We start from the raw sequence: 23,583 nt of genomic DNA on the forward strand, positions 1-23,583 counted from the left end.
TATGACTAAATTGCTTGTAATCACGCGAGCTGGATAAATATCTATGAAGCACTGCACAGAAAAAACATTGCTAATGTTTCTGAGTACCTATCAGCTATTAGAGAAAGAGGTCATGTTTCATTGTATCGAGGTCAAGCAAGCGTAGCGTGCGTATTCATAGTTTTGTAGGGTGCGCCGTGCGCACCGATTGCTAGCGCTCAATAAGCTCACCATTTTCCTTTGTTCAAAACGGTACGCAGGAGCGGGGGCAATCCAACACTGTTCTGACTGTATGCCTTAGGCTTCAGATCATCGGCCATACTCGGTTCCTCTCCCGTAAGTGGCTGCCGGGCTATCCCCAGCTTGTCAGCACGAAGCACAAACCATGCAGACTAGAACGTAAGCAAGCTCTCGGACATTATCTCCAACCCTGGCAATTCTAAGCGCTACAATTCAACAATCCTCTCAGCATCCACCCAACAACACATAAAACCCTATCAGGAGACCTCCATGAGCACCCATAGCAAACTATATCGCCGCTTAAGCCGTCATATCCTGCTCACCTTTATGTTAATGACCATCAGTTTTTTACTGTTTGGCATATTGACGCTGGATCTGGTGCGTGTGCTGACACTGAATGCCAGCTATATCGTGAGCAATGGTTGGTCAGGACTGATGGATGGCGGGTTGCAGCAGTTTCTGGAGCTAGGTGTGAGTGCGCTGGGAGCGATGGCTTTTTATGTACTGTTTAAATTATGCGAGCATGTCATGACTGACCGCCTGTCACATATCCGGCATGAATAAATGGGATGATGGCCCGTGTCTGTATGTCTCAGAACGAGATGACAGATAGCGCGACATCTCTGCTTATCAGGTTCCGAGAGACAGTTAAAAGAGAGCTTCTACAAACTCTTTAGTCCCTATTTTATTTAACCACTTAATCGCACTGCTCCTGTCTTTTCTCTATGTCTCCGTATTTCCGTGTCTCGGTGGCAAAAGGTCTTGGTGTTGGCGTCAGTCCTCTTGGTGTGATGATGTGATTTTTTAATTTGGAGGTTTTTAGAAGTTCCCAAAACTGATCCCGCAGTCTGTATGCGGCTTGCAGACTGAAATCACGCCACAACCCGCATCAGGCTTGCGGGTTCGATTTACACATGAAATGACATGCCGGTATTGCAGCACCTACAGCATGATTGTGGTTCTCCGTTTGGCGCATTGTTTGTTTCTCACTATTTCTGGGTCGACATGTTGAAAAAGATGGATTTTTCAGAAGTGTCGTGTTAATAGTACAACTTGTACAAAACAGCTCTTGAATCTAGGTATTCTGCGACGAGCTCTATGACTGATATTCACACACAATTTATCGACGTTTCGCAGCTCCGGATCGGGATGTTTGTTTATCTCGACATGGGTTGGATGGATCACCCTTTTCCGGTGAATAGCTTCGAAATTCGTAATCAAGATCAGATTACGACGATACGTTCGCTAGGTCTGGAGCGCATACGCTATGCACCCGATAAGAGCTCGCCAGACCCTGACGCTGTAACGAACTGTGTAACGACTGACGCAGCCAGCACGCCCCCTGCAGAATCACCAAAAGCCATTGAGGCGCGCAAGCGGCGTGAGATGCTGGCCGATCAGCAAGCTAGTCTGCTGGTGTGCGAACGTCAGTTCAGCCAGGCATCACAGACCTTCAAGCATGTGACCGAGATTGTGCATGCACAGCCACAAGTCGCCAGAGAACAAACCGAGAATCTGATACAAGGTTTTTTAGCCGGGATGCTGGGCGAGGATGAGGCGGCGATTCGCCTGTTGTCCGAAAAAGCTGGTGAACGTACCTCATTGCATTCGATCAATGTGACGATTATTTCGCTGCTGCTGGGTAAGGCGATGGAGCTGAGCAAAGTCGATATGCTGGAACTGGGCATCGGTGCTTTGCTGCATGATATCGGCAAGATGGAATTACCTGATCGTCTGCGCTGGCCCGAAGATCATTTCAGTCATGCGGAGCGTCAGTTGTATCAGAGCCATGTCATGCATGGCGTCAATCTGGCGCGCAAACTGGCGCTATCTGCGAATGCAACGCTGCTGGTCGCGCAGCATCATGAACATATCGACGGCTCGGGTTATCCGACCCGGATTCTGGCGGATAAATTGTCGCCGCTTGCCAAGATCGTGTCGCTGGTCAATCAATACGATAACTTGTGTAATCCCGGTAATCCGGCGCTGGCGATTACGCCACATGAGGCTTTGTCGCAATTATTCACCCAGCATAAATCGCAATTCCATGCGCCGACCATGACAGCGTTTATCCGCATGATGGGCATTTACCCGCCGGGTTCCGTGGTGCAACTGACCGATGAACGATATGCACTGGTGGTATCGGTGAATTCTTCACGTCCAATCAAGCCACGTGTCGTGATCCACAATCCCGAAATCCCTCGTGACGATGCCCTGGTGATCAATCTCGAATACGAACAAAGTCTCGGCATCCATCGCAGCCTGAAACCCTTGCAGTTACCCAAAGCCGCTTACGATTATTTGTCGCCGCGTAAGCGTTTGTGCTACTTTTTTGAGCGCGGCCGGGAGATCGAAGCTGTGGAAGCTAGCACATGAAAAACCAGCAATGGCAGGCGTTGATCGAAGGCATGCTGGAAGCCGTGTTACTGGTCGACCCTATCGAGTTGCTGGTGCTGGCGGCGAATCGCTCCGCGCACCACCTGTTGCAAGTACCGGGCGGTACGCTGATCGGTAAAGCCGTCATCGACCTCGCAGCGGCTCCCGAAGATGTATTTTTCTGGGAGGACGCGGCAGCAGGTCTGTCGGACAATATTTTTTCTGAAACCGTATTACAACGCGCCGATGGCGGCACGATTCAGGTCGAGCGTCGGGTCACGCTGGTACGCACCGGCATGGATAGCAATATGTATGTAGTTGCAATCCGCGATCACACCAACCAGCGCCATGTAGAAAATGAACTTGAAAAACTGATCGCGGAACTACGCGCAACACTGGAATCCACCGCCGATGGGATTCTGGTCACGGATCTCGAAGGAGGCATCCGTAGCTACAATCATCTGTTTGCAAAATTGTGGACGCTGCCAGACGAGTTGCTGACCCAGAGAGACGATCAGGCGATCTATGCGTGGATGGATAAATGCATGGTTGACGCCAGCCATTACAGTGAGCGTCTCGGTGCCATCAACCGCTCGCCGCTGATGGAGGCAACCGATGTGCTGGTACTGCGCTCAGGCAAAATCCTGGAGCGTGTGACCTTGCCGCAATACGCGCGTGGCCGTGCCATCGGCAGAGTGTACTCCTACCGCGATATCACGCAGCGGCTTGCCGATGAAGCGCGCTTACAGCTAGCCGCCAAGGTATTTGAATCAAGTACAGATGCAATCTTCATCACCGATGCAGAACAAAAAATCATCACCACTAATCCTAGTTTTGAGCAACTAACCAGCTACACAGAACAAGAGATGATCGGTAAATCGCCGAGTGATTTCTTTTCCGAAGAAAGCAATACGGTACTGGTAAAACAGTTACTCGAAGATCTGGAAACCAAGGGCTTCTGGGAAGGCGAGCTCTGGAACCGGCGCAAAAACGGGCACGCCTATCTTTGTATGATTTCTCTGGTCCGGGTGCAGGATGAAACTGGCAACACCATGCATTACATCGGTTTCTTCAAAGACCGGACCGAGACCCATACCGCAAAACAAAAAATCGAAGAGCTCGCGTTCTCCGATGTGCTGACCGGCCTGCCCAACCGCCTGTTACTCGCCGAACGTATCAAGCAATCGATCACGGCAGCAAGCCGCAACAACGGTAGCTTTGCGCTGTTATTCCTAGACCTTGATCACTTCAAGCAAATCAATGATTCGCTCGGCCATCCATTCGGCGACCGGGTACTGATTGATGTAACCGAACGGCTAAAAAAATGTATCCGTCAGGTGGATACAGCGTCACGCCTAGGCGGCGACGAGTTTGTCTTGCTCTTGCATCAGGCAGATGCCCACGGTGCCGAAATTTGCGCACGACGTGTGCTAGAAGAACTGAATGCACCATTCACCCTGGATGGCATGAGCTTCTCGGTCAGTTGCAGTATTGGGGTTGCGCTGTATCCGGCAGACGGCAATAACATGGACGACCTGATCAAAAACGCCGACAGCGCGATGTATCACGTTAAAGAGAGGGGTCGCTCGGATTTTCGCTTTTATCAGCGCCAGATGAATGTCGGTCTGCTGTCCCGCATGAAGCTCGATCATGCAATGCGTCAGGCGCTTGAGCATGACGGTTTCCGTCTGCATTATCAGCCGCTGGTCAATATTGATAATGGCGAAGTATTCGGTGCCGAGGCACTGATACGCTGGCACGACAAAGATCTGGGCGAAGTCAGTCCGGCACAATTTATCCCCATCGCCGAAGAAACCGGTGTGATTGTCGCCATCGGTAACTGGGTCATGCACACAGCCATCCGTCAGGCAGCCCTGTGGAATCTGGATAGAAAACTTCGCATCTCGGTCAACGTATCGGCGCTGCAATTCCAGCAAAGCGACTTTGTAGACAACGTCGCCAAAGCGCTCGCCGACGCAGGCCTGACACCCGATTGCCTGGAATTAGAATTGACCGAGTCGATACTGATCCGTGATGTAGAAGAAGCGATTATTAAACTTGAATCGCTTTCCGTACTAGGCATCAAACTCGCGATTGACGATTTTGGCACTGGCTATTCCAGCCTCAGTTATCTGAAGCGCTTCCCTATCAGCAAGCTCAAAATCGACCGTTCGTTTGTCATGCATCTGCCAGACGACGAGAGCGACGTCGCCATCGTCACGGCAATTATCAGCCTGGCGCATGCGCTCAAGCTCAGAGTCATTGCTGAAGGAGTAGAAACGGAAGAGCAACGCACCCAGCTCAAGACCCTGGGCTGCGACGAACTACAAGGCTATCTGTATTCACCAGCCTTATCAGTCCATGATTTTGAAGCCTGGTATCGCAAAGTGATGCCAGGACTGCCGCTACATCATTAGCACTGATCTGTGAGCCTGAATGGTCTGATGCCGGTCAAAACTGCGTCAGACAGCATCAGTCAAATATGGGATCGATAAAATAGCAACGGTGTTGTCTCGATATCACGAGAGAGCAATATTTTTTCCTTATAGGTCCTTGAGATTTCACATCAGGATTTGACCAATTCGACCCGACGATTCTTGGCGCGGCCGCTCTCTGTCGAATTGTCTGTCAGAGGATGCTCTGCTCCCATTCCGGCAGCCGTCAGGCGGGATTCTTCTATTTTCTGCGCCGTAATCGCCTTGATCACCGATTTCGCTCGTGCCAGTGACAAAGTCTTGTTATGGGCAGCATCACCCACGTTATCGGTGTGCCCTTGAACCTTCAGTTTCAACGTACCGTCTGTACGTAGCAACTTCACGATTTCATCAACAACTGGCGTACTTTCAGGACGGATTACGTCGCTGTCTGTATCAAAAGACAGGTACAAAGCGATATGGCCTTGTTGTTGCAAGCCCGAGGCCATCGTATCGGCCTTAATCAGACCGACATTTTGCTCCAGTGCTTTTTCTTCTATTACCAATAAACTCGTGTTGATGCCATCATCAAACGTCGCAACAGCAATCCAGATATTGGTTTTATCTGTGCGTATCAGGTAAACATCATACGAAGTAACACCGCCACCCTGAAAATTGGCGCCGGCATAGCCCAGGCGTAATTTTTTAAAGACTGCTTCAATATCACCTCCCTGCTGTTTCACAAACGATTCATCAGACGGCTGGGATTTATTGACCTTTACCCCACCAATCGATTTGATCACGTCTTCATAGTTGCGTTGCGATGCCAACGCCGACATGTTCAAGGTGTTGTGAGGAAACGTACGGTGAGAAATTCTACCTTCAACCGCTCGCAGCTCATTACCCGAAATGATGTACGCCTTATCGAATTGCGTATCGGTAACGATATGGTGATAACTCTCATCAAGCTTAGCCGGGTAATCCACATAAGGAAAAGCAGGTAAAACAGCCGTCGTGTGCGGAACGGATTCCGGATCAAAGGCATTGTTGGCTGGATTGGCGGCTGTCGCGTTGCCAGTGTTTGCCGCTACATCTTGGGAAGGCGTGTTGGCTTTGGCGGGCGCTTCTGGATTTTTCGCTTTGCAAGCATTGAGTATTAACACAACACACAAAAAAGTTCCATGCAGCAATTTCTTAGTAATGATCATAAATAAAATTTTGTAGTTAAAAACACGCGTAATAAGGCTTGTCTTGACAGATAAATAGAGAAGTCAATACAAGAAAACCGGAATCGTTTCCGTCCAATTTTATTACTGAAAAGAAAAATATTCCTATGTAAATTCAACAGCTTACCAATTTTAAAGAGAATTAAATTTACTTAATTAATAAAAATTATCCAGTAAAAAATAAGGTGTTGCCAAAAACAAATGTAAAAAAATAATTACATTGTAACAATATGTAATTATTTAAAAACAATTGTTTTTTATTCATTACTATCCGGATCGACGTAGCCTCATTATGTCGCTCAAGTTCAAACATTCCCATGGAGAAATTATGAAACATTTAAATCTGCGTAATCGTCAACTCGGCCAAGGTATGACTGAGTACATCATTATCGTTGCTTTGATCGCTATTGCAGCAATCGGCGTATATCAAGCATTCGGTGGTGTTATTCGTGGTCAAACTTCGGTAGCTGCATCAACACTGGCTGGTGGAGCAAGCACACAGGCACGTACATTGGTTACTACAGAAACAACTAATGCAAACAACGCTGCTAAAGCAAAAACACTCAAAGATTTCGAAAAATAATCGGCTTCCCCCTGTTTTCATAAGGGAAATGCACGTGAACCGGAGGATATTCCTCCGGCTTTTTTTGAGAACGAGAAATATGAAGGTCAAGTGATGCGACGCCGTACGTTAAAAGACAAAGGACAAGCACTAATCGTATTTTTGGGCTTTGCTGCTGCGATGGTTGGTCTACTGCTGGTCGCTTTTAACTCGGGTCAGGTAACCAATGCAAAAATGCGCGCCATGAATGCAGCCGACGCCGCAGCCTACAGTGGCGCAGTATGGGAAGCCCGTACACTCAATTTTCAGGCATACATGAATCGCGCCATGGTCGTCAATGAAGTCACTATCGCACAGTCGGTCAGCTTACGATCTTGGGTCGACTACATCGCCCGATTTGTCACTAACATCAATTACATCACCCGGTTTATTCCTTATGCCGGTACGGTAACCCAGGCGATTCAGCAAGTGCTGTCTCAGGTAAATACCCAAGTACAAAATTTCCTTCCGTTAGCAGAACAGGGATTGCGTTTGATAAACGTTGGAGAAAACGGTTTACAAGTTGCTTTTAACTACACGGGTCCCGTTGCCACTGATCTGGCAACTAAAGTCGCTAATTTAAACGGAGCAACAGTGAGTCACGGTGGCAACCTATTACTCGCGAAAAATGCCGTCGACTTTTTAAATTTCACCAAAGATTACAAAAAATCTAGCGGCAGGGTTGGAACAGATGGTCGCACCCGCTTACGCGAGGTCACACTGAATTCACGCGATAGATTTACCGCAGAACGCGATTGGAGCACGGGTCTTCCTTGGGTATTTGAAATCAGAAAGCAAGGCGGTACGGACCTGATCGATTTTGATGCCTGGAAAGGTCTGGACTCCGCTGAGCTACGCACAGTCTACAACCCTCTTAAAGGCGACTGGACAACCAAAGTGCCAGTAGGCTGGGGTGGCGCACAAGCATACAACCCAAACAAAGTCACCAAAATTGGCACCCACGGGCAGTTCAACCAATGGAATGACACTGATGGCCGCCTGGCAAGAAACGATGCAAATAATAATACTTATGCAAAAAAATTGAACAACCCATTCCCGAATTACCGCGATCTGGCAGATTTAAAAGGGACAACAAAGCCGTCATTCAAACTGGCCTACCCCATTGAAGTAGTCATCCCAAACAGTTCGATTCCATCAGCGAATAGTGCATTCAATGCAAAAGCCGTGCTGCCCAACGGTTCCACACTGGAACATGATCCCAACTTCCCTGGCAACGCTGGTGTTTATGCAATCGCTACAGGTTGTGTCAGTTTCGAGCGCCCGTATCGTTCAGATCGCGTAGACGGCAAAACAGAATTACCAAGTTTATTTAGTCCTTACTGGCGCGCCTCGCTTGCCACAGATAGCAGATTAACCCGCACCATTGTCGGCGCAGCAAAAGCTTTGCCACCTATCGGCGCACTCCTTGGAGGCGACAGCACGTGTTCCTGACAACCACTAACAAAACACGATTTGGCTCAGTCTTCAGTATCGTGTTTTTGACTGCTTGCGGCAGCGGCAGTAACTCACCAGCAGCCGCAAATATGCCACAAACACCGGTAGCTTCCGGTAGTTACGAAGTGGTCACAACGATTCGACCAGAAATAATCAGCAAATATCAGGCGATCGCCAAAGTGATCTACGATGGTTGCGTCAGCTCAGCGCAACTGAGCAAACTGTCTTACAAACCTTTTGTGACGATCCCCGCCTCTTTCATCAGACAAAAAGATACCTATATCAGCGATGGAAAAGCGTTTTATACAAAAACAGACACTTGGAGCATCGATATCAGCGACACCCAGCCGGATAAAGGCTGTGCCACCAGCATTGCACATACAGTGTCAACACAATCCGTTCATGACGGCTATATTTATGCAGTCGATATCGATAAGGATGGGCATAGTAATTCCTCATCGCCTGAGCAATACAACATGGCTGCTGCTGCAGCGGTAGACAAAAGCGCTTACAAACTTGCCAAAGCAATCAACAACGTTTCGCTGGGCTGTCTTGACACCAATGATCTGCTAGCAGGTCTGGCAACAGAATTCTGTATTGTCAAAGATGCGGCTGGTGTGGCGCTAACGACATTTGATCAACAACCTATTCCTGCGTATGTACGTAGCCTGGCAACCAACGATGCAGAAGGTGCGATGTTGACCGAGCCGGTCTCGGCAAAAATTGGCATTCAGGTTAACCCTTCCGTTTTTTCCATCGGCGTCGCAAAACAATGACTATCCTAACCATTAAACCGACGCAACGCGGGCAAGCCATGGTTGAAGTCGTCGTTATGACGGGCGTTATCATCGCTCTTTTCCTTGGCGTCTGGTATCTCGGGAAATTCCACGATATTCAGGCGAGTACGATTCAGGCAGCACGTTATGCTGCGTGGGAGCGTACAGTACATACGCCTGCTACCTTTAACAACACAACGCTGGAAAATCAAACCCGTGCCCGCATTTTTACGTGGAATCAGAATGCATTTTTAGCGGCCGACAGCAAATCGGGAACCCAAGCATGGGGCCAACAATCGAGAATGTGGAGAGACCATTCGGATTCAGCCTCTAAGCTACTCATCAAAGATCCCGCTGCTGTAACCATAACGACAACGGTAGGTGCGTTGCCGGGTAATGCGGCAGGTGCGATCACGAATATCGTTAGTAAAGTTGGTGGCGTCCTAGGCGCAATTACTGGTGGCCAAGCACTGCCGTCAGATGGTTTATATACCAGCGAAGTCAGCGTTGCATTGAACGCCGCCGCTTTGCCAACGACAAAGCCAGCCGACTTTAATTTTGCCCCTCTTGTTCTCAAAGAAAAATCTGCACTTGTCACAGATAGCTGGGACGCAGATGGAGCGCCGCAGACAGCGTTACGTACGCGTTCTTTTGCACCGGCATCTGCTTTCCAACGCGTCAATACAATTCTGGCACCCATCACTTGGGCTTTGTCATGGATAGAGCCAGCGTTTAATAATTTTAACCCAGGCCAAATTTGTCCAGATATTGTTCCAAACGACCGGGTTGGGAATGGCATTTTGCCCGTGTATCGAGGTCCAGCTCCAGGTGTATCACGATGCTATTAGCCTTGCGAAAACAAAATGGCAAACCGATTTCAAAGAACACATCGTTCGCCAAACTGTTGTTCTTCGTCACGGCCTCGTTTGCCGTGACATCCGTGTACGCTGGGTGGCAAGACACGCCAGATACTCTGAGCGTACAAGCTGTTGGGGAAGATATGCAGTTAAACGGCACGCCGATGAAAATACGTGCCTTCACTACAGATCTACCGATGGAAACCGTGCTTAAACAAGTTCAGGACAGCTGGGAGCGGGCGCGTGACCACAATGTTGTAACACGATCAAAAGTAGGAACCTGGACCGTACTAAACCAAACGGTTGGCAACGAACATCGCAGTTTCCAGATTAAAGAAACAGCGCCCTCAAGAACAGAGGGGTATGTCGCTCTCACTTCCCCACAATTAAAGCGAGAACCCAAACTTGCTGTGCGTTTACCGAATGACATGCAATCAATTTCTATTATTGATTCAATTGATCAAGGTCGAATTTCACAACAGGTAATAGCCGTGTCACCGCGTTCGGTTGACGCAACTGCCAACGCTCTGGAAGCAAGCTTGAAAGCAAGCGGATGGGAACGCCATGCGTTTAAAAAAAATGGAAATTCCATCCTGTTATCTGCAAACAAAGGTACCCAAGAATTTGACGCTACATTAAGTGGGCAAAAAGCAGGGTCATTGGTCATGATGAATACGATTATCCAAGGTAAATAATAGGCAAGGTGCATGATATGGTCGGCAAGGAAAACAAATTTAGTATCCTAAAAAATGTATTCCATCGCAACGAACGTGGACAGGCGATGATTGAATACATCGTTGTGACGGGTGTCATGGTGCTTGTGATGTTTACGCCGCACGCGATCACCAACAATCTGTCGCCAGCAGAGTATATCGCTCAAGCGGTACGCAGTTTTTTCCGTGGTTATAGTTTTCTCGTATCCGTTTTTTAAACTTCATTCATATATTCCCCTTGAAAATCTCGAAAAATACTCTGTTACTTGGCGGAGCCGTTACGTTGGGCATCTTATGTTTTGTGGGTGCACAATATTATTTTCGAACCTATTTATCGCAGGCAGAAGAGCGCTTGGCAGGTTCTTACAAGACAAAAAAAGTGGTCGTTGCTGCGGTAGAAATCCCTGCTGGCGGTGTGCTATCAGCTGACAATCTCGCCGTTCGTACAATTCCCGAACGCTATCTGGCCAGTACGGTAGTCGATCCGGAATCCTTAGATATGGTTGCTGGCCAGAAAATTATGGTGGCAGTCAAACCGGGTGATCCAATTGATCGTGGAGCGCTAGAACGTGCAGACCGTGCCGCCCTATCTACAACAGTTGGTGTGGGTGAGCGCGCGATTACCTTTCCTGTGGATGAAATTAGCTCTATCTCAGGAATGTTAGTTCCTGGTGACATGATTGACTTGCTCTACACCGGACCGGGTACTACTAAAAATTCGTATAACACTGGCGCGGCCCCCACAGGAGAAAGCACTAGTGCTGGCCCCAAAGACCTAATGCACGTGCGCCTGATCATGCAATCAGTTCCCGTCATGGCGACTGGTAAGACAACCCAAAAACGTATGGTTCGTACAGAAAACGGTGGTCAGCAAGAAGTCAATATGGACTTTACTACCGTCACCTTAAAGGTCAACCCGCAGCAGGCCCAACAAGTATTGATCGCACAAAAACTAGGACAACTTTCCGCAGTATTGCGTAATCCGGACGACAAGGGTGAGTTGGGCAAAATGGTGTTAGACGAAACAACGTTCAAGATGGTTGATGGACCACCGGCAGCGGGCGTAGGCAATTATGTGGAAATGATTATTGGTGGTACGGGTGCAGCTGGTGGCGTTAAATTGAAATCAGAAGTAGGTCAACGTTTGTTGGGCGATATGCTCGGTGCAGGTCGCTTACCAGCATCAAGCACTGAGAAGCCACAAGCTAGTGCGTTGGACGTGAAAAATCGCTTGGGAATCAATTCCCCACCGCGTGCTGAAAATTCCCCTTTTAAATTGAAGTAATGATCGGATGTGTGACGTGATAAAAGCATTTGTATTGGCATTGAGCATTTTGTTTACTTTGGATGTCAGCGCGGCAAACAACAACGCGCAAAACGAAATTGAAATGTTTAGTGGTCAGGCTCGGGTTTTTCCGTTAGCAGTGACTCGTGTGGCAATTGGTAGCGGCAAAGTGATTTCGGTATCAATCATTGCCAACAACCAGTTGCTGATTTTGGCAGAAGGTGTAGGTATATCTACACTGCATTTATGGCTCAAGGATGGTTCGCAAAAAGATCTGACTGTGTTTGTGCAAGAAGCCAATATGGAACGAACTTTGGCAGATATCAAACGTTTATTGAGCAATGTAGACAATGTCACAGCTCGGATCGCCGGTTCAAAAATTGTTCTTGAAGGTGAAATGGTCAGCGATATCAATCAGGAACGTGCGCAATCAATTTCCAAAATGTATCCCGAACAAGTAGTGAATTTCATCGGTAAGGTTGGTTGGGAAAAAATGATTTATCTCGATGTCAAAGTCGTTGAACTGAGTAGTAAAGGCTCCAGGGACTTGGGTATTCGCTGGGACTCATCGATCAATGGGCCTCACGCTGGGGTGCTGGCAGATATCTATAGCAATCCTTTATATCGGTATGTACCTAGTGTGCAATCAAGCGGTTTAGATTTCACTAATGTGCCTTTACCAGGGAACGTCTGGCCACCAAAAGGTTTCATCACGATGGCATCATTGATTACCTCCAAAATCAATTTGCTCGTTCAAGATGGTGAAGCACAGGTATTAGCTGCGCCTAGCCTGACAACACGCAGTGGTTCTAAAGCACGCTTTGTGTCTGGTGGTGAAATTCCGATTCCACAGGTAAGTAGCTTTGGACAAACGTCCGTTGAATATAAAGAATACGGGATCATCCTTGAAGTAACTCCGGTAACCGATAAATCTGGTGCGATTTACGCCAAGGTAGATGTGGAAGTTAGCAGTATTGATCGATCAGTGACAGTGTTGGGTGTCCCTGGCTTCCTAAAACGTAAATCGACGGCTGAATTCAATTCGCGCGAAGGTGAGACCGTAGTATTAAACGGATTGTATTCCTATGAAAAATCCAGTGACACACAGAAGGTACCCGGTGCTGGCGATGTGCCGCTGATAGGTGGCCTGTTCCGCAATAAGGGAAGCACGACATCAACACGGGAAGTCGCAATCATCATCACGCCGCGCTTAGTTCAACCTACCTTAAATATGGATAACCAGCCAAAAGACCTGAACTCTCAAAAACTATATGAGTTCGATAAGAGGGTACGTGATCGCGAATTGCTGCCGAATGCACCGTCTACTTTGACAATAACGGAATAAAACCATGGTAAGTTTGTTGACCTTTGAGTACAGGCGTGTAGATGGACAGTTAATCGACTATTCATTGGAACAAAGCACAATCCTTGGTAGCGAAAGTGACTCAAAAATTCCGCTGCCATCCAATGTAGGCAAGCGCGCTTTACGCGTGACTTTTGATGACGCAGGCATAGCAACAGTGACTGATCTCGGGTGTCCATCAGGCGTGTTTGTGAATGGTGAACGTATAGTGCGATATGGTCCCTTGCGAGTCGATGACAGCATCACGCTTGCTGGCCAGGTATTACGTGTAAAAACGCTGGGAGCACATCGCCAGCCAGAACAAGTAAAACCTACTATGGCACCTGCAACATCGGTCGCAGCAACAAAAGCCCCCGTAGTGCAATTGCCGCGCACGGCGGGTACAGCGCCGGTAATTGCAGAACCGGTCAAATTGGTAGCTACAGCACCGGTGACGCCTAAAGCAGAACAGCACATCACCATGCAGTTCAGTGATGAAGCGCGCGCGCATCAGCTCGCGTTATCGACAAATGCCGAAATTCTTCATAACGAACTCATCAAGACTTTAGACTTGCGCCGTCAGGACGTTACCCGTATGGGCGATGTAGAGTTACGTATGATGGCCAGTAAATTAATCGATGAACTAATTAGGAAAATACCGTTACCAGCAATAACGGATCCAGACGAATTAGCTAAATTCGTATTGGATGAAGCAGTCGGACTAGGTGTACTGGAAAGCCTGCTGGAAGATGAATCCGTTACAGAGATCATGGTCAACGGTGCGGAAGATATTTTTGTTGAACGTGCCGGTCAGACTCGTCGTTCTGATATCGCCTTCAGTAGTGAAAAAGCGATGATGGGCGTCATTGAACGTATTGTCTCGCCAATCGGTCGCCGCGTAGATGAGTCAACACCGCTATGCGACGCACGTCTGAAGGACGGCTCCCGCGTCAATATCGTGATTCGGCCAATTGCTTTAAAAGGCCCCTCCATTTCGATTCGTAAATTTGCTCAACGCCGTCTCGGAGTCGACGATCTGGTCAAGTACGATTCGGTAGACGAACAGATGGTACGTTTTCTGAAAATCTGTGTTGAGCAAAAAAAGAACATTATCATTTCTGGCGGTACCGGATCTGGTAAAACCACCCTGCTCAACATCATTTCTAATCTGATCCCCCCATTTGAACGGATTGTCACCATTGAGGATGCTGCTGAGCTGAAGCTGTATCACGATAATCTTGTTACCTTGGAAGCACGTCCCGCTAACGTGGAAGGTCGCGGTCAAGTATCGATTCGCGAACTAGTAAAAAATGCGTTACGGATGCGTCCTGATCGCATTGTAGTTGGTGAGTGTCGCGGCGGGGAGGCGTTAGACATGTTACAGGCGATGAATACTGGCCATGACGGCTCCTTAACAACAGCACATGCCAACTCCCCACGTGACATGTTATCTCGTCTGGAAGTCATGGTCTTAATGGCGGGTATGGATTTGCCGGTGACTGCAATTCGCGAACAGATCGCATCTGCGGTACAAATTATTGTGCAGCAAACCCGCTTTGCCTGCGGTACCCGAAAAGTCACTAGCATTACGGAGATTACCGGTATGGAGCGCGGCGTAATACAGATGCAAGAAATTTTCAAATTCCAGCGAACGGGATTTTACGATAACGGCAAGATCCGCGGACAGTTCATGCCTTGCGGTTATGTTCCGACCTTCTATGAAGAGTTGCGTGAATTTGGCGTAGATCTGGATCTCAGCATTTTTGGCGATGCGGATGAAGTAAAAAACCGTACTGCCAATGGACATGTCATCAATGGCTGAAGAATTTCTCCCTAGTGTACTTGCCTTTGGCTTTGCGCTGACGGCGGTGCTGTTGGTAATTGCGATCTGGGCAGTAGCTCGTCGCTTTGCCAGCCAATATCGAGACAATGTATTAGGTACAACCAGCGTCAAATTATCTGACATGTTCATCTTTTTGGATACTGCTTATCTGATGAAAGTCAGTATTACAGCGACCATCATCGTACCAATTTTGTTATTACTGCTGACCCGTAATCCGCTTGTTGCGATTGGTGGTGCGGTGATCTGCCTGTTTGGCCCCGGTTTTGTTCATAAAAGACTGAAAACCAATCGTCGCAAATCCTTGATTCGACAACTACCAGATACCCTCGACTCATTGGTCGGCGCATTACGCTCTGGTATGAGTTTGCAGCAAGCCTTGGGTTTGTTATCGGAACAGTTACCGAAGCCGTCTAATCAAGAATTTGGTTTGGTTGTGCGGAAATTACGTATGGGTGTCTCGCTGGATGACGTGCTGGAAGAGCTGGAAAAAAGGATTGAATCTCAGGAGTACACCATGTTCACGACAAGCATGCGTATTGCTCGTGAAGTGGGTGGTAATTTGACCGAATCTCTGGAACGGTTGGCCGATACCATGAGAAAAAAATTAGCCATGGAAGACAAGATCGATGCACTGACGTCACAAGGAAAACTACAGGGCATTATCGTTGGGTGCCTTCCGCTTTTTCTCATGTGGGTCTTGAATATCATGGAACCAGAATCAATGGCACCGCTATTTAATACCTTGATGGGGTATATGGTGTTGTTCGTTATTTTTTTACTGGAATTTATTGGTTTTATTTTGATCCGCAAAATAGTGAAGATTGATGTGTAGCCATGACAACCATAATTGAATTCCTTTTACCCGCCTTGTTTGCCTTGGCAGTGGTATCGATTATTTTGTTTGTATATCGTATCGTCAACGCAGTCAAAAGCGAAGACCGGACATACGCAGATAAGCCACCACCGTTACTAAATCGCATTTGGCCTTTGATTGAAATCGTCACCTTCTATGTTGGGCCTTATTTGTCCGTTGAGTACCGTGAAAAAACCATCCGGCGCTTACGTAAGGTTGAGTTGGATTATGCGCTGTCGCCACAGCAATGGTTTGCTGCAAAGATTGTTTTTGCTTTGCTCATAGGCGGATTTATGTTTCTGATGGGCTTGTGGGTCGGGGCGCGCAGTATGACAGTACCTTTAGTCGGCAGTTTGTTTGGATTTTTTTATCTGGAAATCTGGTTACGCGATCAGACCAAAACGGTAGAAATTCAAATCCTGAAAAATCTACCGAGCTTCCTGGATATGTTAACCCTGGCGGTCGAATCCGGATGCAATCTCACTGTCGGCATTGCGATCGGTGTTGAAAAAACGCCTGATAATCCTTTACGTCGTGCATTTGCTCGTTTGTTACGCGAGATACGTTCTGGGCGTACCCGGGTAGATGCCTTACGCACGCTGGAAGAGCGTTTAGATATCCCTGCGGTGACATCACTGACGAGTGCATTGGTGCAAGCAGAAAAAACCGGTGCCAGTCTAGGAACAGTATTACGTGCGCAATCCACCCAGCGTACCAACGAACGCTTCTCACGCGCTGAAAAATTAGCGATGGAAGCACCAGTAAAAATGTTAGGCCCTTTAATTTTATGTATTTTCCCCTGCACTTTCGTCGTAATCGGCTTCCCAATCGGGATGAAGATGATGAGTGCATTTCAATGAGTGAGACTGTATGTTGAAAGTAAAACGATTTATTTTGGCGGCAACGGTCGTCGCGACGTCTGGCTTGATCTCCGCATGTGTTACAGCGCCAACTGCATCAGTTGCGCCAAATGAAAGCATGTCGCGTATAGAGATGGATCAGTTAGTCGCCAATGCGGAACAAGCGATTACGATGAACAACTTGGTCAGTGCAATTGCGATATATAAGCGCGTGTTGACGGCACACCCAGACAATGCGCCAGCCTGGTTCCGTTTGGGGACGGTGTACATCCGCAGTAATCAAACCATTCTCGCGCAACAAGCGTTTGAGCAGGCGCTGCGCGCTGACCCGAATATGACTAAGGCGTTTGCGAACTTAGCGTTGGTACATATCACCCAATTTCGTGCAGCGGCGACTGCCGCAATCAATAGTGACCAAGTCAGTGAAGCCAATCGCGCCGCGCTCAAATCACTGTTGCGTGATGTTGACCATACAATGAGCCCCGTGGTCAGTACACCGGCAGCGGTGAGCAAATGAGAGCTGGCCGCTTTTGCTGGATGAGCACCGCTCGCCGTCAACTGGGAGCGGCCACAGTGGAGTTCTATGTTGTGTCATTTTTTGTTCTCATTCCCGTGATTATGGGAATGATGCAGATGGGCATGTTCATGGTCGCAAAAAATACGGTCAACCTAGCCGCACTGGCGACAGCGCGCGCTGGTGCGGCATCTAAAGGGCATAAAGGTGAAATGGCAACAGCCTTCGCTACGGCCTTGTCTCCTCTGTATGTGGCAAAAGGGATAGGCGCTTTAAATAATGCAGGGTTTACTGATGTCAGCAATGGTAATTATGCGCAAATCATGGGGGTTGCTTACTCACGTGCCAGAACGGATGTCTCTATGCCATATAACAGTATTACCAAGCTCAATCCTACGGCTAACTCATTTGCCGATTTCGGGGTCACCGATAGGAGCGGTAACCGCATTATCCCAACAACCAATATTCTGAACGATAACGCAGTGGGGGCGAAGTCAAAGCAAACCCGCGCCGATGCTCTGCTGCTGAAAGTGCAGGTGCGTTATTGCTATGAAATGGTGTTTCCTGTGATCGACGAGTTAATTTATAAGGCAATGACAATTAACCCGCTAACTCAGCTACCGGCAATTCTTTCGCCGGCCGAAATGGCATGTATGGCCAGAAAACCGCCAAATAATTTACGTGGAATTCCTATCATTTCCCAAGCAGTAGTCCGAATGACGACTCCGCCCTTACAAAGCAATTTCTGATGAGAGCCAATATTTGCATACAGGGCGTGAACATTATTCACGCACATCACTTCTGGCAACGATTGATTGGCTTGATGGGACGTCGCACTCTTCCAACGGATCAAGGACTATGGTTATCCCCCTGTTCTAGCGTACACACGGGGTTCATGCGGTTTGCTATTGACGTCGTATTTCTGGACAAAGCCGGAACTATCGTTTCTATCGTTCCCGGTTTACGTCCCTGGCGCGCTGCTATAGCACGCCGCGCGCATTCCTGCCTTGAATTGAGCAGTGGCAATGCCGAGCGCCTTGGTTTAGAGCCTGGGCAGCAGTTGATTAAGTGACATAACCATGAATATACAAAAAAAAAGTCGAGTTTCATTACACCATGTCGCAAGAATGTTTACAGCGGTGTTTTTTATATCGCCATTATTTTGTATCAGTGCAAACGCGGCGATTTATACCTACGTTGATGCCAGTTCTGGCGTCACTATTGTAAGCAACACACCAGCTCGTTCTGCTGCAGACAAGACGACAGACGCGCGGTTGTCACAGTATGCAATCCCGCCGGTGAGTCTTCGGACAGCGGGTAGCACAGTGAACAGTGCGGTGACAAACATGGCAGCAAATTTCCCCCGCATCAGTGCAGAAGTCCAGAAGGAACGTGATGTCGAACGTAAGGACATTCTACGCAAGGAATTGATGTCCGAGCAGCAAGCTCTGAGCACGGCCTTGGCGCAGAGGGCGATGGAAGATGTCGTGCATCGCCATCAGATAAACATCGCAGCCCTGAAGCGCGAGCTCGGGGGTATGCGATAAAGAAGCAAACGAGTTAGTCCTTGATCTGCCATCCGATTTTCGGCGGCAAGAAGAAAAAGTTAAACGAAAAAAAGCAAACGCTCTTTTACAAAAAAACAAGTAATGATTTTTTATTGGATAAGTGTATGAAATTGAATGCATTGAATAACAAGTTAGTCGTGATACGTAGTGTACTGGCCAGTATTACCGCATTAGCCCTGGTCGCTTGCGGCGGCGGCAGTGGCCCGGCGGGCACGGTTCCAGGAATCAATTCTGGTCAGGGAGTTCCGACAACAAGCTCACAGTCGCCTAAAGTCACACTCGCTCTGACAGATGTGAATGGTTTGCCTGCAAACAATATGACTGGTGCCAAGCCTTTGTCTGTATCAGCAACGGTAGTGGATGAGCGTGGTCAGCCGGTCTCCAATACATTGGTGGCATTTAATGTGGATGCATCATTAGCAGTGCTTTCTCCCTCTTCAGGTACGGTCGCCACCGATGCATCTGGTATCGCAAGAGTCAAAATAACTCCGGCATCAATGAGTGCTGCGGGAGGTGGTTTGCTCAAAGCGGTTGCGATGGTCGGTGACAAGACCGTATTACAGCAAGTTGTTTTCTCTGTTGGTGCAAGCAAAATCACCCTGAAACTGGTGACACCTACAACGAATACAATGGTTCTAAAAGCCTACGATTCAACCGTTGTGACGATGGATGTATATAGCGACGGCGTGCTACTAACCGATCCTGTTTCTCTTTCGATCACGTCTGTGTGCGGTTCTATTGGTAAAGCGATAGTGCCTACCGCTGTTACGACAATCAATGGTCGCGCCCAATTCGTTTATCGTGATCAAGGTTGCGCCCAGAACGATACACTGATAGCCTCAATGGCAGGTACCGACGCATCTATCACGACTAATTTTCAGATCGGCAGTCCTAACATTGCTTCGATTGAAGTTAGCAGCGTCGTGCCTGCCGACCGCTCAATCGTGATCAAAGGCGCGGGTGCCAGCGGACGTACAGAAACAGCGATCGTCAAATTTAAAGTATTGGATCAATTTGGTAATCCGTTGGCGAATCAACTAGTCACTTTCAACACGATTTCTACCAAAGCAGTTACCCTGAATAAAACGTCTGACACCACAGACGCATCCGGCCAAGTCGTGACCGTAGTCAATTCCGGTACTGAGCCAACAGCTGTGCGCGTACAGGCGACTTTACCAAACGGTTTGTCTACTATTTCCGACACCATTTCAGTCACGACAGGCATACCGACACAAGCCGCGTTTTCATTGAGCGCAAAAAGCTACAACATCGAAGGCTTCAATTACGATAATACGCAAACAGATGTGAACATCTTGCTAGCCGATCAATTTGGTAACCCTATTGCTGATGGAACTGCTGTTGTATTCCAAACTGACAGCGGTGCAATTGGCAGCTCTGATCGTGGCGGATGCACGACGGTCAACGGTGGTTGTACAGCAGTATTTCGTAGCCAAAACCCACGCTATGCGTCAGATGCAACCGCACCGCAAAAACGGGCAGGTTTAGCCTCTATTACCGTGTCTGCCTCTGACAATAGCAATGTACCGTTGACCGGAAAACTGGCGATTTTCCTGAGTGGTAGTTTTGCATCCAACATTACGCGGATTCTGGAAGACGGCTCGTCCTACCCAGTCAATGGCTCAATTGCCTTAACCAATAACGGTTGCAGCTCTATGCCAGTTCGTCTACGTCTAAGCGATAGCCGCCTGAATCCTTTACCTAGCGGGACAAATCTTTCATCAGGCGCGTTGGATAATCTGGACGTCAGCGATATTTTTCCGTCAGTCGTTCCAAGTATGAGTCCTCAATTTGTTGGCGGTATCGTGACAGGCGACCAAGGCAGTGTGCACTTTATTCCTGTGAAACCAAGTGCAGGCGTCTGCGTAGTTGGTGGCCCGAATCGCACCACAGGCAGTGCTGTGATTCAAGCAACGACGCCCAATGGAAATGTAACTCCACTGGTCATCACCATGACCTTCCCAAGCGCCTGATTCTCACTGACACAACTGGAAAATGTTAACGCAGAAGCAGGCGAGCGGTTCCGTCAGCGATTGCGTCCAGCCACGACATCTCGAGCTCGCCGTTATGGCGAGTCTTGACCAACGCTGGCTGTTGGCAGTCTACCTAATTGTTCCTGCTACAGTACTTACCATCGTGCTGGATCATTGGGTGTTTGGGCAAATACTACGTGTCGCTATATTGCCTGTTATGCCAGAGCAGTGGCCACTGTGGGTAATCCTCTTTGGCTTGCCTCACGTGGTGGCAGGCACGCTGACCATGGCAGATAGTGACTATTTGCGGCACTACCGAAAGCAATTTATCCTACCGCTAATTCTATATAGCACGGTTGCTCTGGCAGGCGTTTTGGGACCATCCCTAGTGCGTGTTCTGGTACCTGCATGGCTCGGCATCTATACGATCTACCATTTGCTGACGCAGCAGATTGGGTTAAGCTTCACGATGTTACGCCCGTCACGCCTGATGCTGTTCTGGAAGTGGATGATCTTACTCACTGGTTTTTTGCTCTATGCCGGAGTGTATGTAGGTGCGAATATTCCTGATGCCACCATCGGTGGTTATGATCCGTATGCGCTTTGCGTGATTTTTTCTGGTAGCAGTTTGTTGTTGTTGACAGGGTCTTCTTTTTTTCTGTTAAAGACCGTGACTGCGCCCGTCGGCGCACGCTATCTATGGGCGAATGTGGCAATGATAGGGAGTGTGTTTTTTGCGTTTGTTTTCGGATACACGATTTTTATCGTCATCATCCCACGCGTGATTCACGATCTGACAGCATTTTTAATTTACGCCAACCATGACCGCAACCGGAATGCGTGCACGCCGCACAACTACTTATACCGGCTTACACGATCCCTACCATTACCTTTTTTTCTGATCTTGCCTTCAATTTCTATCACACTCGCTTACCTATTACAGGCAAGTCATCATTGGCTGTTTGCAACAATCATCTATCTGCTTACCTTCATGCATTACCATACCGAGGCAATTGTATGGCGCCGCCCTAATTTGCACCGGCAGCACCTTAACTTTGCTTGAATTTTCCTTGCTTCCAGTTTGCATAAGCCTATGTACTCGTACTCAAAAAATTTGAATAACTGGTCCTGGCTGTCGGTAAAGATTCTACTAGCAGTCGTGTTTGGGACTGCACTGACGTTATCTTTTGCACCTTCGGACGCCTGGTGGTTTTCACCATTTTGTCTGATGGGTTTATTTCTTTTGCTAGCAGAGACATCCGTATGGCAAGCGAGTTTGATCGGATTTAGTTTTGGTTTAGGTTGGTTTGCCACGGGTTTTTGGTGGATGGTACCGGCACTGAATCACTATTCTGCAAGTGGTCTAGTATTTTCATTTTTCTTAACCAGCATTCTGGTTTTATACCTTAGTCTATTCCCGGCAATAGCCACAGCTCTGTCACGTTATTGCCGCTGGACTCAAACTAAGAACATTATCGACACCACGTTACATTGTACGGCGATCGCTATCGTATGGACATCTATGGAATGGTTGCGTGGCTGCCTGTTTGGCGGTATGCCGTGGCTTATAACAGGTTATGCGCAGGTAAGCGGCCCTTTTTCGGGTTTTGGGCCATTAATCGGCGTGTTTGGGTTGAGTTTTTTAAACGCGCTGATCGCTGCTTTACTGGCCAACATTCTGGGGGATCTAAAAAATTGGAAGAAAAAATGGGTGTTTTGTATCCTCGCGATTGTGAGTATTGGAATGGGGGGACAAGCTCTGCAATCAGTTAGCTGGACTAGCGATACGGGTCGTAGCTTATCGGTTCGCCTGCTACAGGGCAACCTGTCTCAGCACGAAAAGTTCACTCAAGAAGGCTTCAATCGCGCCTTGTCACTATACGGAAATTTAGCCAACAATAGCAATGCTCAATTAACTGTACTCCCTGAAACAGCGTTACCTTTTGAATGGTTTTCTTTGCCAGAAGGTGTAGTACCCACTTGGAAAAAAATCGCCCACGACCGCAACACGGCAATCGTGATTGGTACAGTCGTCGCCAAACCTGGCTCATCCGGCGAAACGGACACCACCAATAGTGCCGTCGTAGTCACACCAGAGAGTAGTGAAAATTCCTACAACTATCGATATGATAAATTTCATCTCGTGCCATTTGGTGAAACGATACCAAGCGGTGCCGAATGGATAGGCAAACGGTTGAGCTTAAATTTTGGAACGTTTGTTCCTGGAGAAGAAATGCAAAAACCATTGATTTTGCCAGGTGCCATTGTCGCCCTTAGTATCTGTTTTGAAAATTTATTTGACACAACAATAGCGCGCAAAGCGCAAGATGCAGAAGTAATATTAAATATCACGAATTTCGGCTGGTTCACCGAAACTTATGCACCAGCTCAACACTTGCAGGCAGCTAGGATGCGCGCATTGGAAACCGGGCGCTGGTTTATCCAAGGATCGAATACAGGAATGACCGCACTGATCGACACGCACGGTATCATTCACGATACATTGCCCGCGGATGTGACGGGCGTATTGGATGGCTCGGTAAAATTATTTACTGGGTCGACTCCATTTATGCGTTACGGTAATGTGCCTCTACTCATATTTTTTATGTCACTCATGGGGTATCTAGTTTTTCGACCAGTAAAATCAAAGAATGCAACGAAAAAAGTGTGACGTCAGTCTGAGTTTTTCA

22 protein-coding genes are annotated in these 23,583 nt (G+C 48.0%); 21 read left to right on the forward strand and 1 reads right to left on the reverse strand.

What is annotated here, in order from left to right:
• Positions 1-489 precede the first annotated feature (489 nt).
• The 3 genes from ACO0K3_RS16435 (at position 490) to ACO0K3_RS16445 (ending at position 5,012) form a co-directional block, all read left to right on the forward strand.
• Positions 490-783 carry a hypothetical protein gene (locus ACO0K3_RS16435; protein ID WP_422986440.1) on the forward strand — a complete coding sequence of 98 codons (294 nt, stop codon included), beginning with the start codon at positions 490-492 and terminating at the stop codon, positions 781-783.
• A gap of 534 nt (positions 784-1,317) precedes the next feature.
• Entirely contained in the window at positions 1,318-2,595 is a 1,278-nt protein-coding gene (locus ACO0K3_RS16440) for an HD-GYP domain-containing protein (protein WP_422986442.1), read from the forward strand.
• Positions 2,592-5,012 (forward strand): sensor domain-containing protein, encoded by a 2,421-nt coding sequence (locus tag ACO0K3_RS16445; RefSeq protein WP_422986444.1) that lies wholly within the window; start codon positions 2,592-2,594, stop codon positions 5,010-5,012. The genes ACO0K3_RS16440 and ACO0K3_RS16445 overlap by 4 nt, the downstream gene beginning before the upstream one ends.
• A gap of 149 nt (positions 5,013-5,161) precedes the next feature.
• Here ACO0K3_RS16445 and ACO0K3_RS16450 read toward each other — a convergent pair whose 3' ends face one another.
• The gene (locus ACO0K3_RS16450; RefSeq protein ID WP_422986446.1) at positions 5,162-6,217 is read right to left on the reverse strand and encodes an OmpA family protein; all 1,056 of its coding nucleotides are present in this window, start codon (positions 6,215-6,217) and stop codon (positions 5,162-5,164) included.
• Positions 6,218-6,563: 346 nt separating this feature from the next.
• Here ACO0K3_RS16450 and ACO0K3_RS16455 point away from each other — a divergent pair, with 346 nt between their 5' ends.
• The 18 genes from ACO0K3_RS16455 to lnt all read left to right on the forward strand — a co-directional run bounded on the left by ACO0K3_RS16455 (position 6,564) and on the right by lnt (position 23,564).
• Positions 6,564-6,818, forward strand: a complete 255-nt coding sequence (locus ACO0K3_RS16455) for a hypothetical protein (protein ID WP_422955376.1) — start codon at positions 6,564-6,566, stop codon at positions 6,816-6,818.
• A 93-nt stretch (positions 6,819-6,911) separates the two neighbouring features.
• Positions 6,912-8,288, forward strand: coding sequence for a pilus assembly protein TadG-related protein (locus tag ACO0K3_RS16460; RefSeq protein ID WP_422986448.1), 1,377 nt, complete (start codon positions 6,912-6,914; stop codon positions 8,286-8,288).
• Complete coding sequence (locus ACO0K3_RS16465; RefSeq protein WP_422986450.1) at positions 8,279-9,067, forward strand: hypothetical protein; 789 nt, start codon at positions 8,279-8,281, stop codon at positions 9,065-9,067. Before ACO0K3_RS16460 ends, ACO0K3_RS16465 begins: the two co-directional genes overlap by 10 nt.
• Complete coding sequence (locus tag ACO0K3_RS16470) at positions 9,064-9,915, forward strand: hypothetical protein (protein ID WP_422986452.1); 852 nt, start codon at positions 9,064-9,066, stop codon at positions 9,913-9,915. The genes ACO0K3_RS16465 and ACO0K3_RS16470 overlap by 4 nt, the downstream gene beginning before the upstream one ends.
• A complete protein-coding gene (locus tag ACO0K3_RS16475) occupies positions 9,906-10,619 on the forward strand; it encodes a hypothetical protein (RefSeq protein WP_422986454.1) in 714 nt (237 codons plus the stop codon). Before ACO0K3_RS16470 ends, ACO0K3_RS16475 begins: the two co-directional genes overlap by 10 nt.
• A gap of 17 nt (positions 10,620-10,636) precedes the next feature.
• Positions 10,637-10,855, forward strand: a complete 219-nt coding sequence (locus ACO0K3_RS16480) for a Flp family type IVb pilin (protein ID WP_422986456.1) — start codon at positions 10,637-10,639, stop codon at positions 10,853-10,855.
• 20 nt (positions 10,856-10,875) lie between these two features.
• Positions 10,876-11,922, forward strand: a complete 1,047-nt coding sequence (gene cpaB, locus ACO0K3_RS16485; protein WP_422986458.1) for a Flp pilus assembly protein CpaB — start codon at positions 10,876-10,878, stop codon at positions 11,920-11,922.
• A 16-nt stretch (positions 11,923-11,938) separates the two neighbouring features.
• A complete protein-coding gene (locus ACO0K3_RS16490) occupies positions 11,939-13,267 on the forward strand; it encodes a type II and III secretion system protein family protein (protein ID WP_422986460.1) in 1,329 nt (442 codons plus the stop codon).
• A 4-nt stretch (positions 13,268-13,271) separates the two neighbouring features.
• Entirely contained in the window at positions 13,272-15,086 is a 1,815-nt protein-coding gene (locus ACO0K3_RS16495; RefSeq protein WP_422986462.1) for an ATPase, T2SS/T4P/T4SS family, read from the forward strand.
• Entirely contained in the window at positions 15,079-15,939 is an 861-nt protein-coding gene (locus ACO0K3_RS16500; RefSeq protein ID WP_422986464.1) for a type II secretion system F family protein, read from the forward strand. The genes ACO0K3_RS16495 and ACO0K3_RS16500 overlap by 8 nt, the downstream gene beginning before the upstream one ends.
• Positions 15,940-15,941: 2 nt before the next feature.
• On the forward strand, positions 15,942-16,820 hold the full coding sequence (locus tag ACO0K3_RS16505) for a type II secretion system F family protein (protein ID WP_422955366.1): 879 nt from the start codon (positions 15,942-15,944) through the stop codon (positions 16,818-16,820).
• 10 nt (positions 16,821-16,830) lie between these two features.
• Positions 16,831-17,337 carry a tetratricopeptide repeat protein gene (locus tag ACO0K3_RS16510; protein WP_422986466.1) on the forward strand — a complete coding sequence of 169 codons (507 nt, stop codon included), beginning with the start codon at positions 16,831-16,833 and terminating at the stop codon, positions 17,335-17,337.
• A 20-nt stretch (positions 17,338-17,357) separates the two neighbouring features.
• On the forward strand, positions 17,358-18,083 hold the full coding sequence (locus ACO0K3_RS16515) for a TadE/TadG family type IV pilus assembly protein (RefSeq protein ID WP_422986468.1): 726 nt from the start codon (positions 17,358-17,360) through the stop codon (positions 18,081-18,083).
• The gene (locus ACO0K3_RS16520; protein WP_422986470.1) at positions 18,083-18,406 is read left to right on the forward strand and encodes a DUF192 domain-containing protein; all 324 of its coding nucleotides are present in this window, start codon (positions 18,083-18,085) and stop codon (positions 18,404-18,406) included. Before ACO0K3_RS16515 ends, ACO0K3_RS16520 begins: the two co-directional genes overlap by 1 nt.
• 7 nt (positions 18,407-18,413) lie before the next feature.
• The gene (locus ACO0K3_RS16525; RefSeq protein WP_422986472.1) at positions 18,414-18,881 is read left to right on the forward strand and encodes a hypothetical protein; all 468 of its coding nucleotides are present in this window, start codon (positions 18,414-18,416) and stop codon (positions 18,879-18,881) included.
• Between the two features lie 125 nt (positions 18,882-19,006).
• Positions 19,007-20,893, forward strand: coding sequence for a hypothetical protein (locus ACO0K3_RS16530; protein ID WP_422986474.1), 1,887 nt, complete (start codon positions 19,007-19,009; stop codon positions 20,891-20,893).
• 22 nt (positions 20,894-20,915) lie between these two features.
• Entirely contained in the window at positions 20,916-21,956 is a 1,041-nt protein-coding gene (locus ACO0K3_RS16535) for a hypothetical protein (RefSeq protein WP_422986476.1), read from the forward strand.
• A gap of 51 nt (positions 21,957-22,007) precedes the next feature.
• On the forward strand, positions 22,008-23,564 hold the full coding sequence (gene lnt / locus ACO0K3_RS16540; protein ID WP_422986478.1) for an apolipoprotein N-acyltransferase: 1,557 nt from the start codon (positions 22,008-22,010) through the stop codon (positions 23,562-23,564).
• Positions 23,565-23,583: the final 19 nt, after the last annotated feature.

Origin of the sequence: Undibacterium sp. Rencai35W, from assembly GCF_049340185.1 — a bacterium.
In the GTDB taxonomy this organism is placed as follows: Bacteria; Pseudomonadota; Gammaproteobacteria; order Burkholderiales; family Burkholderiaceae_D; genus Undibacterium.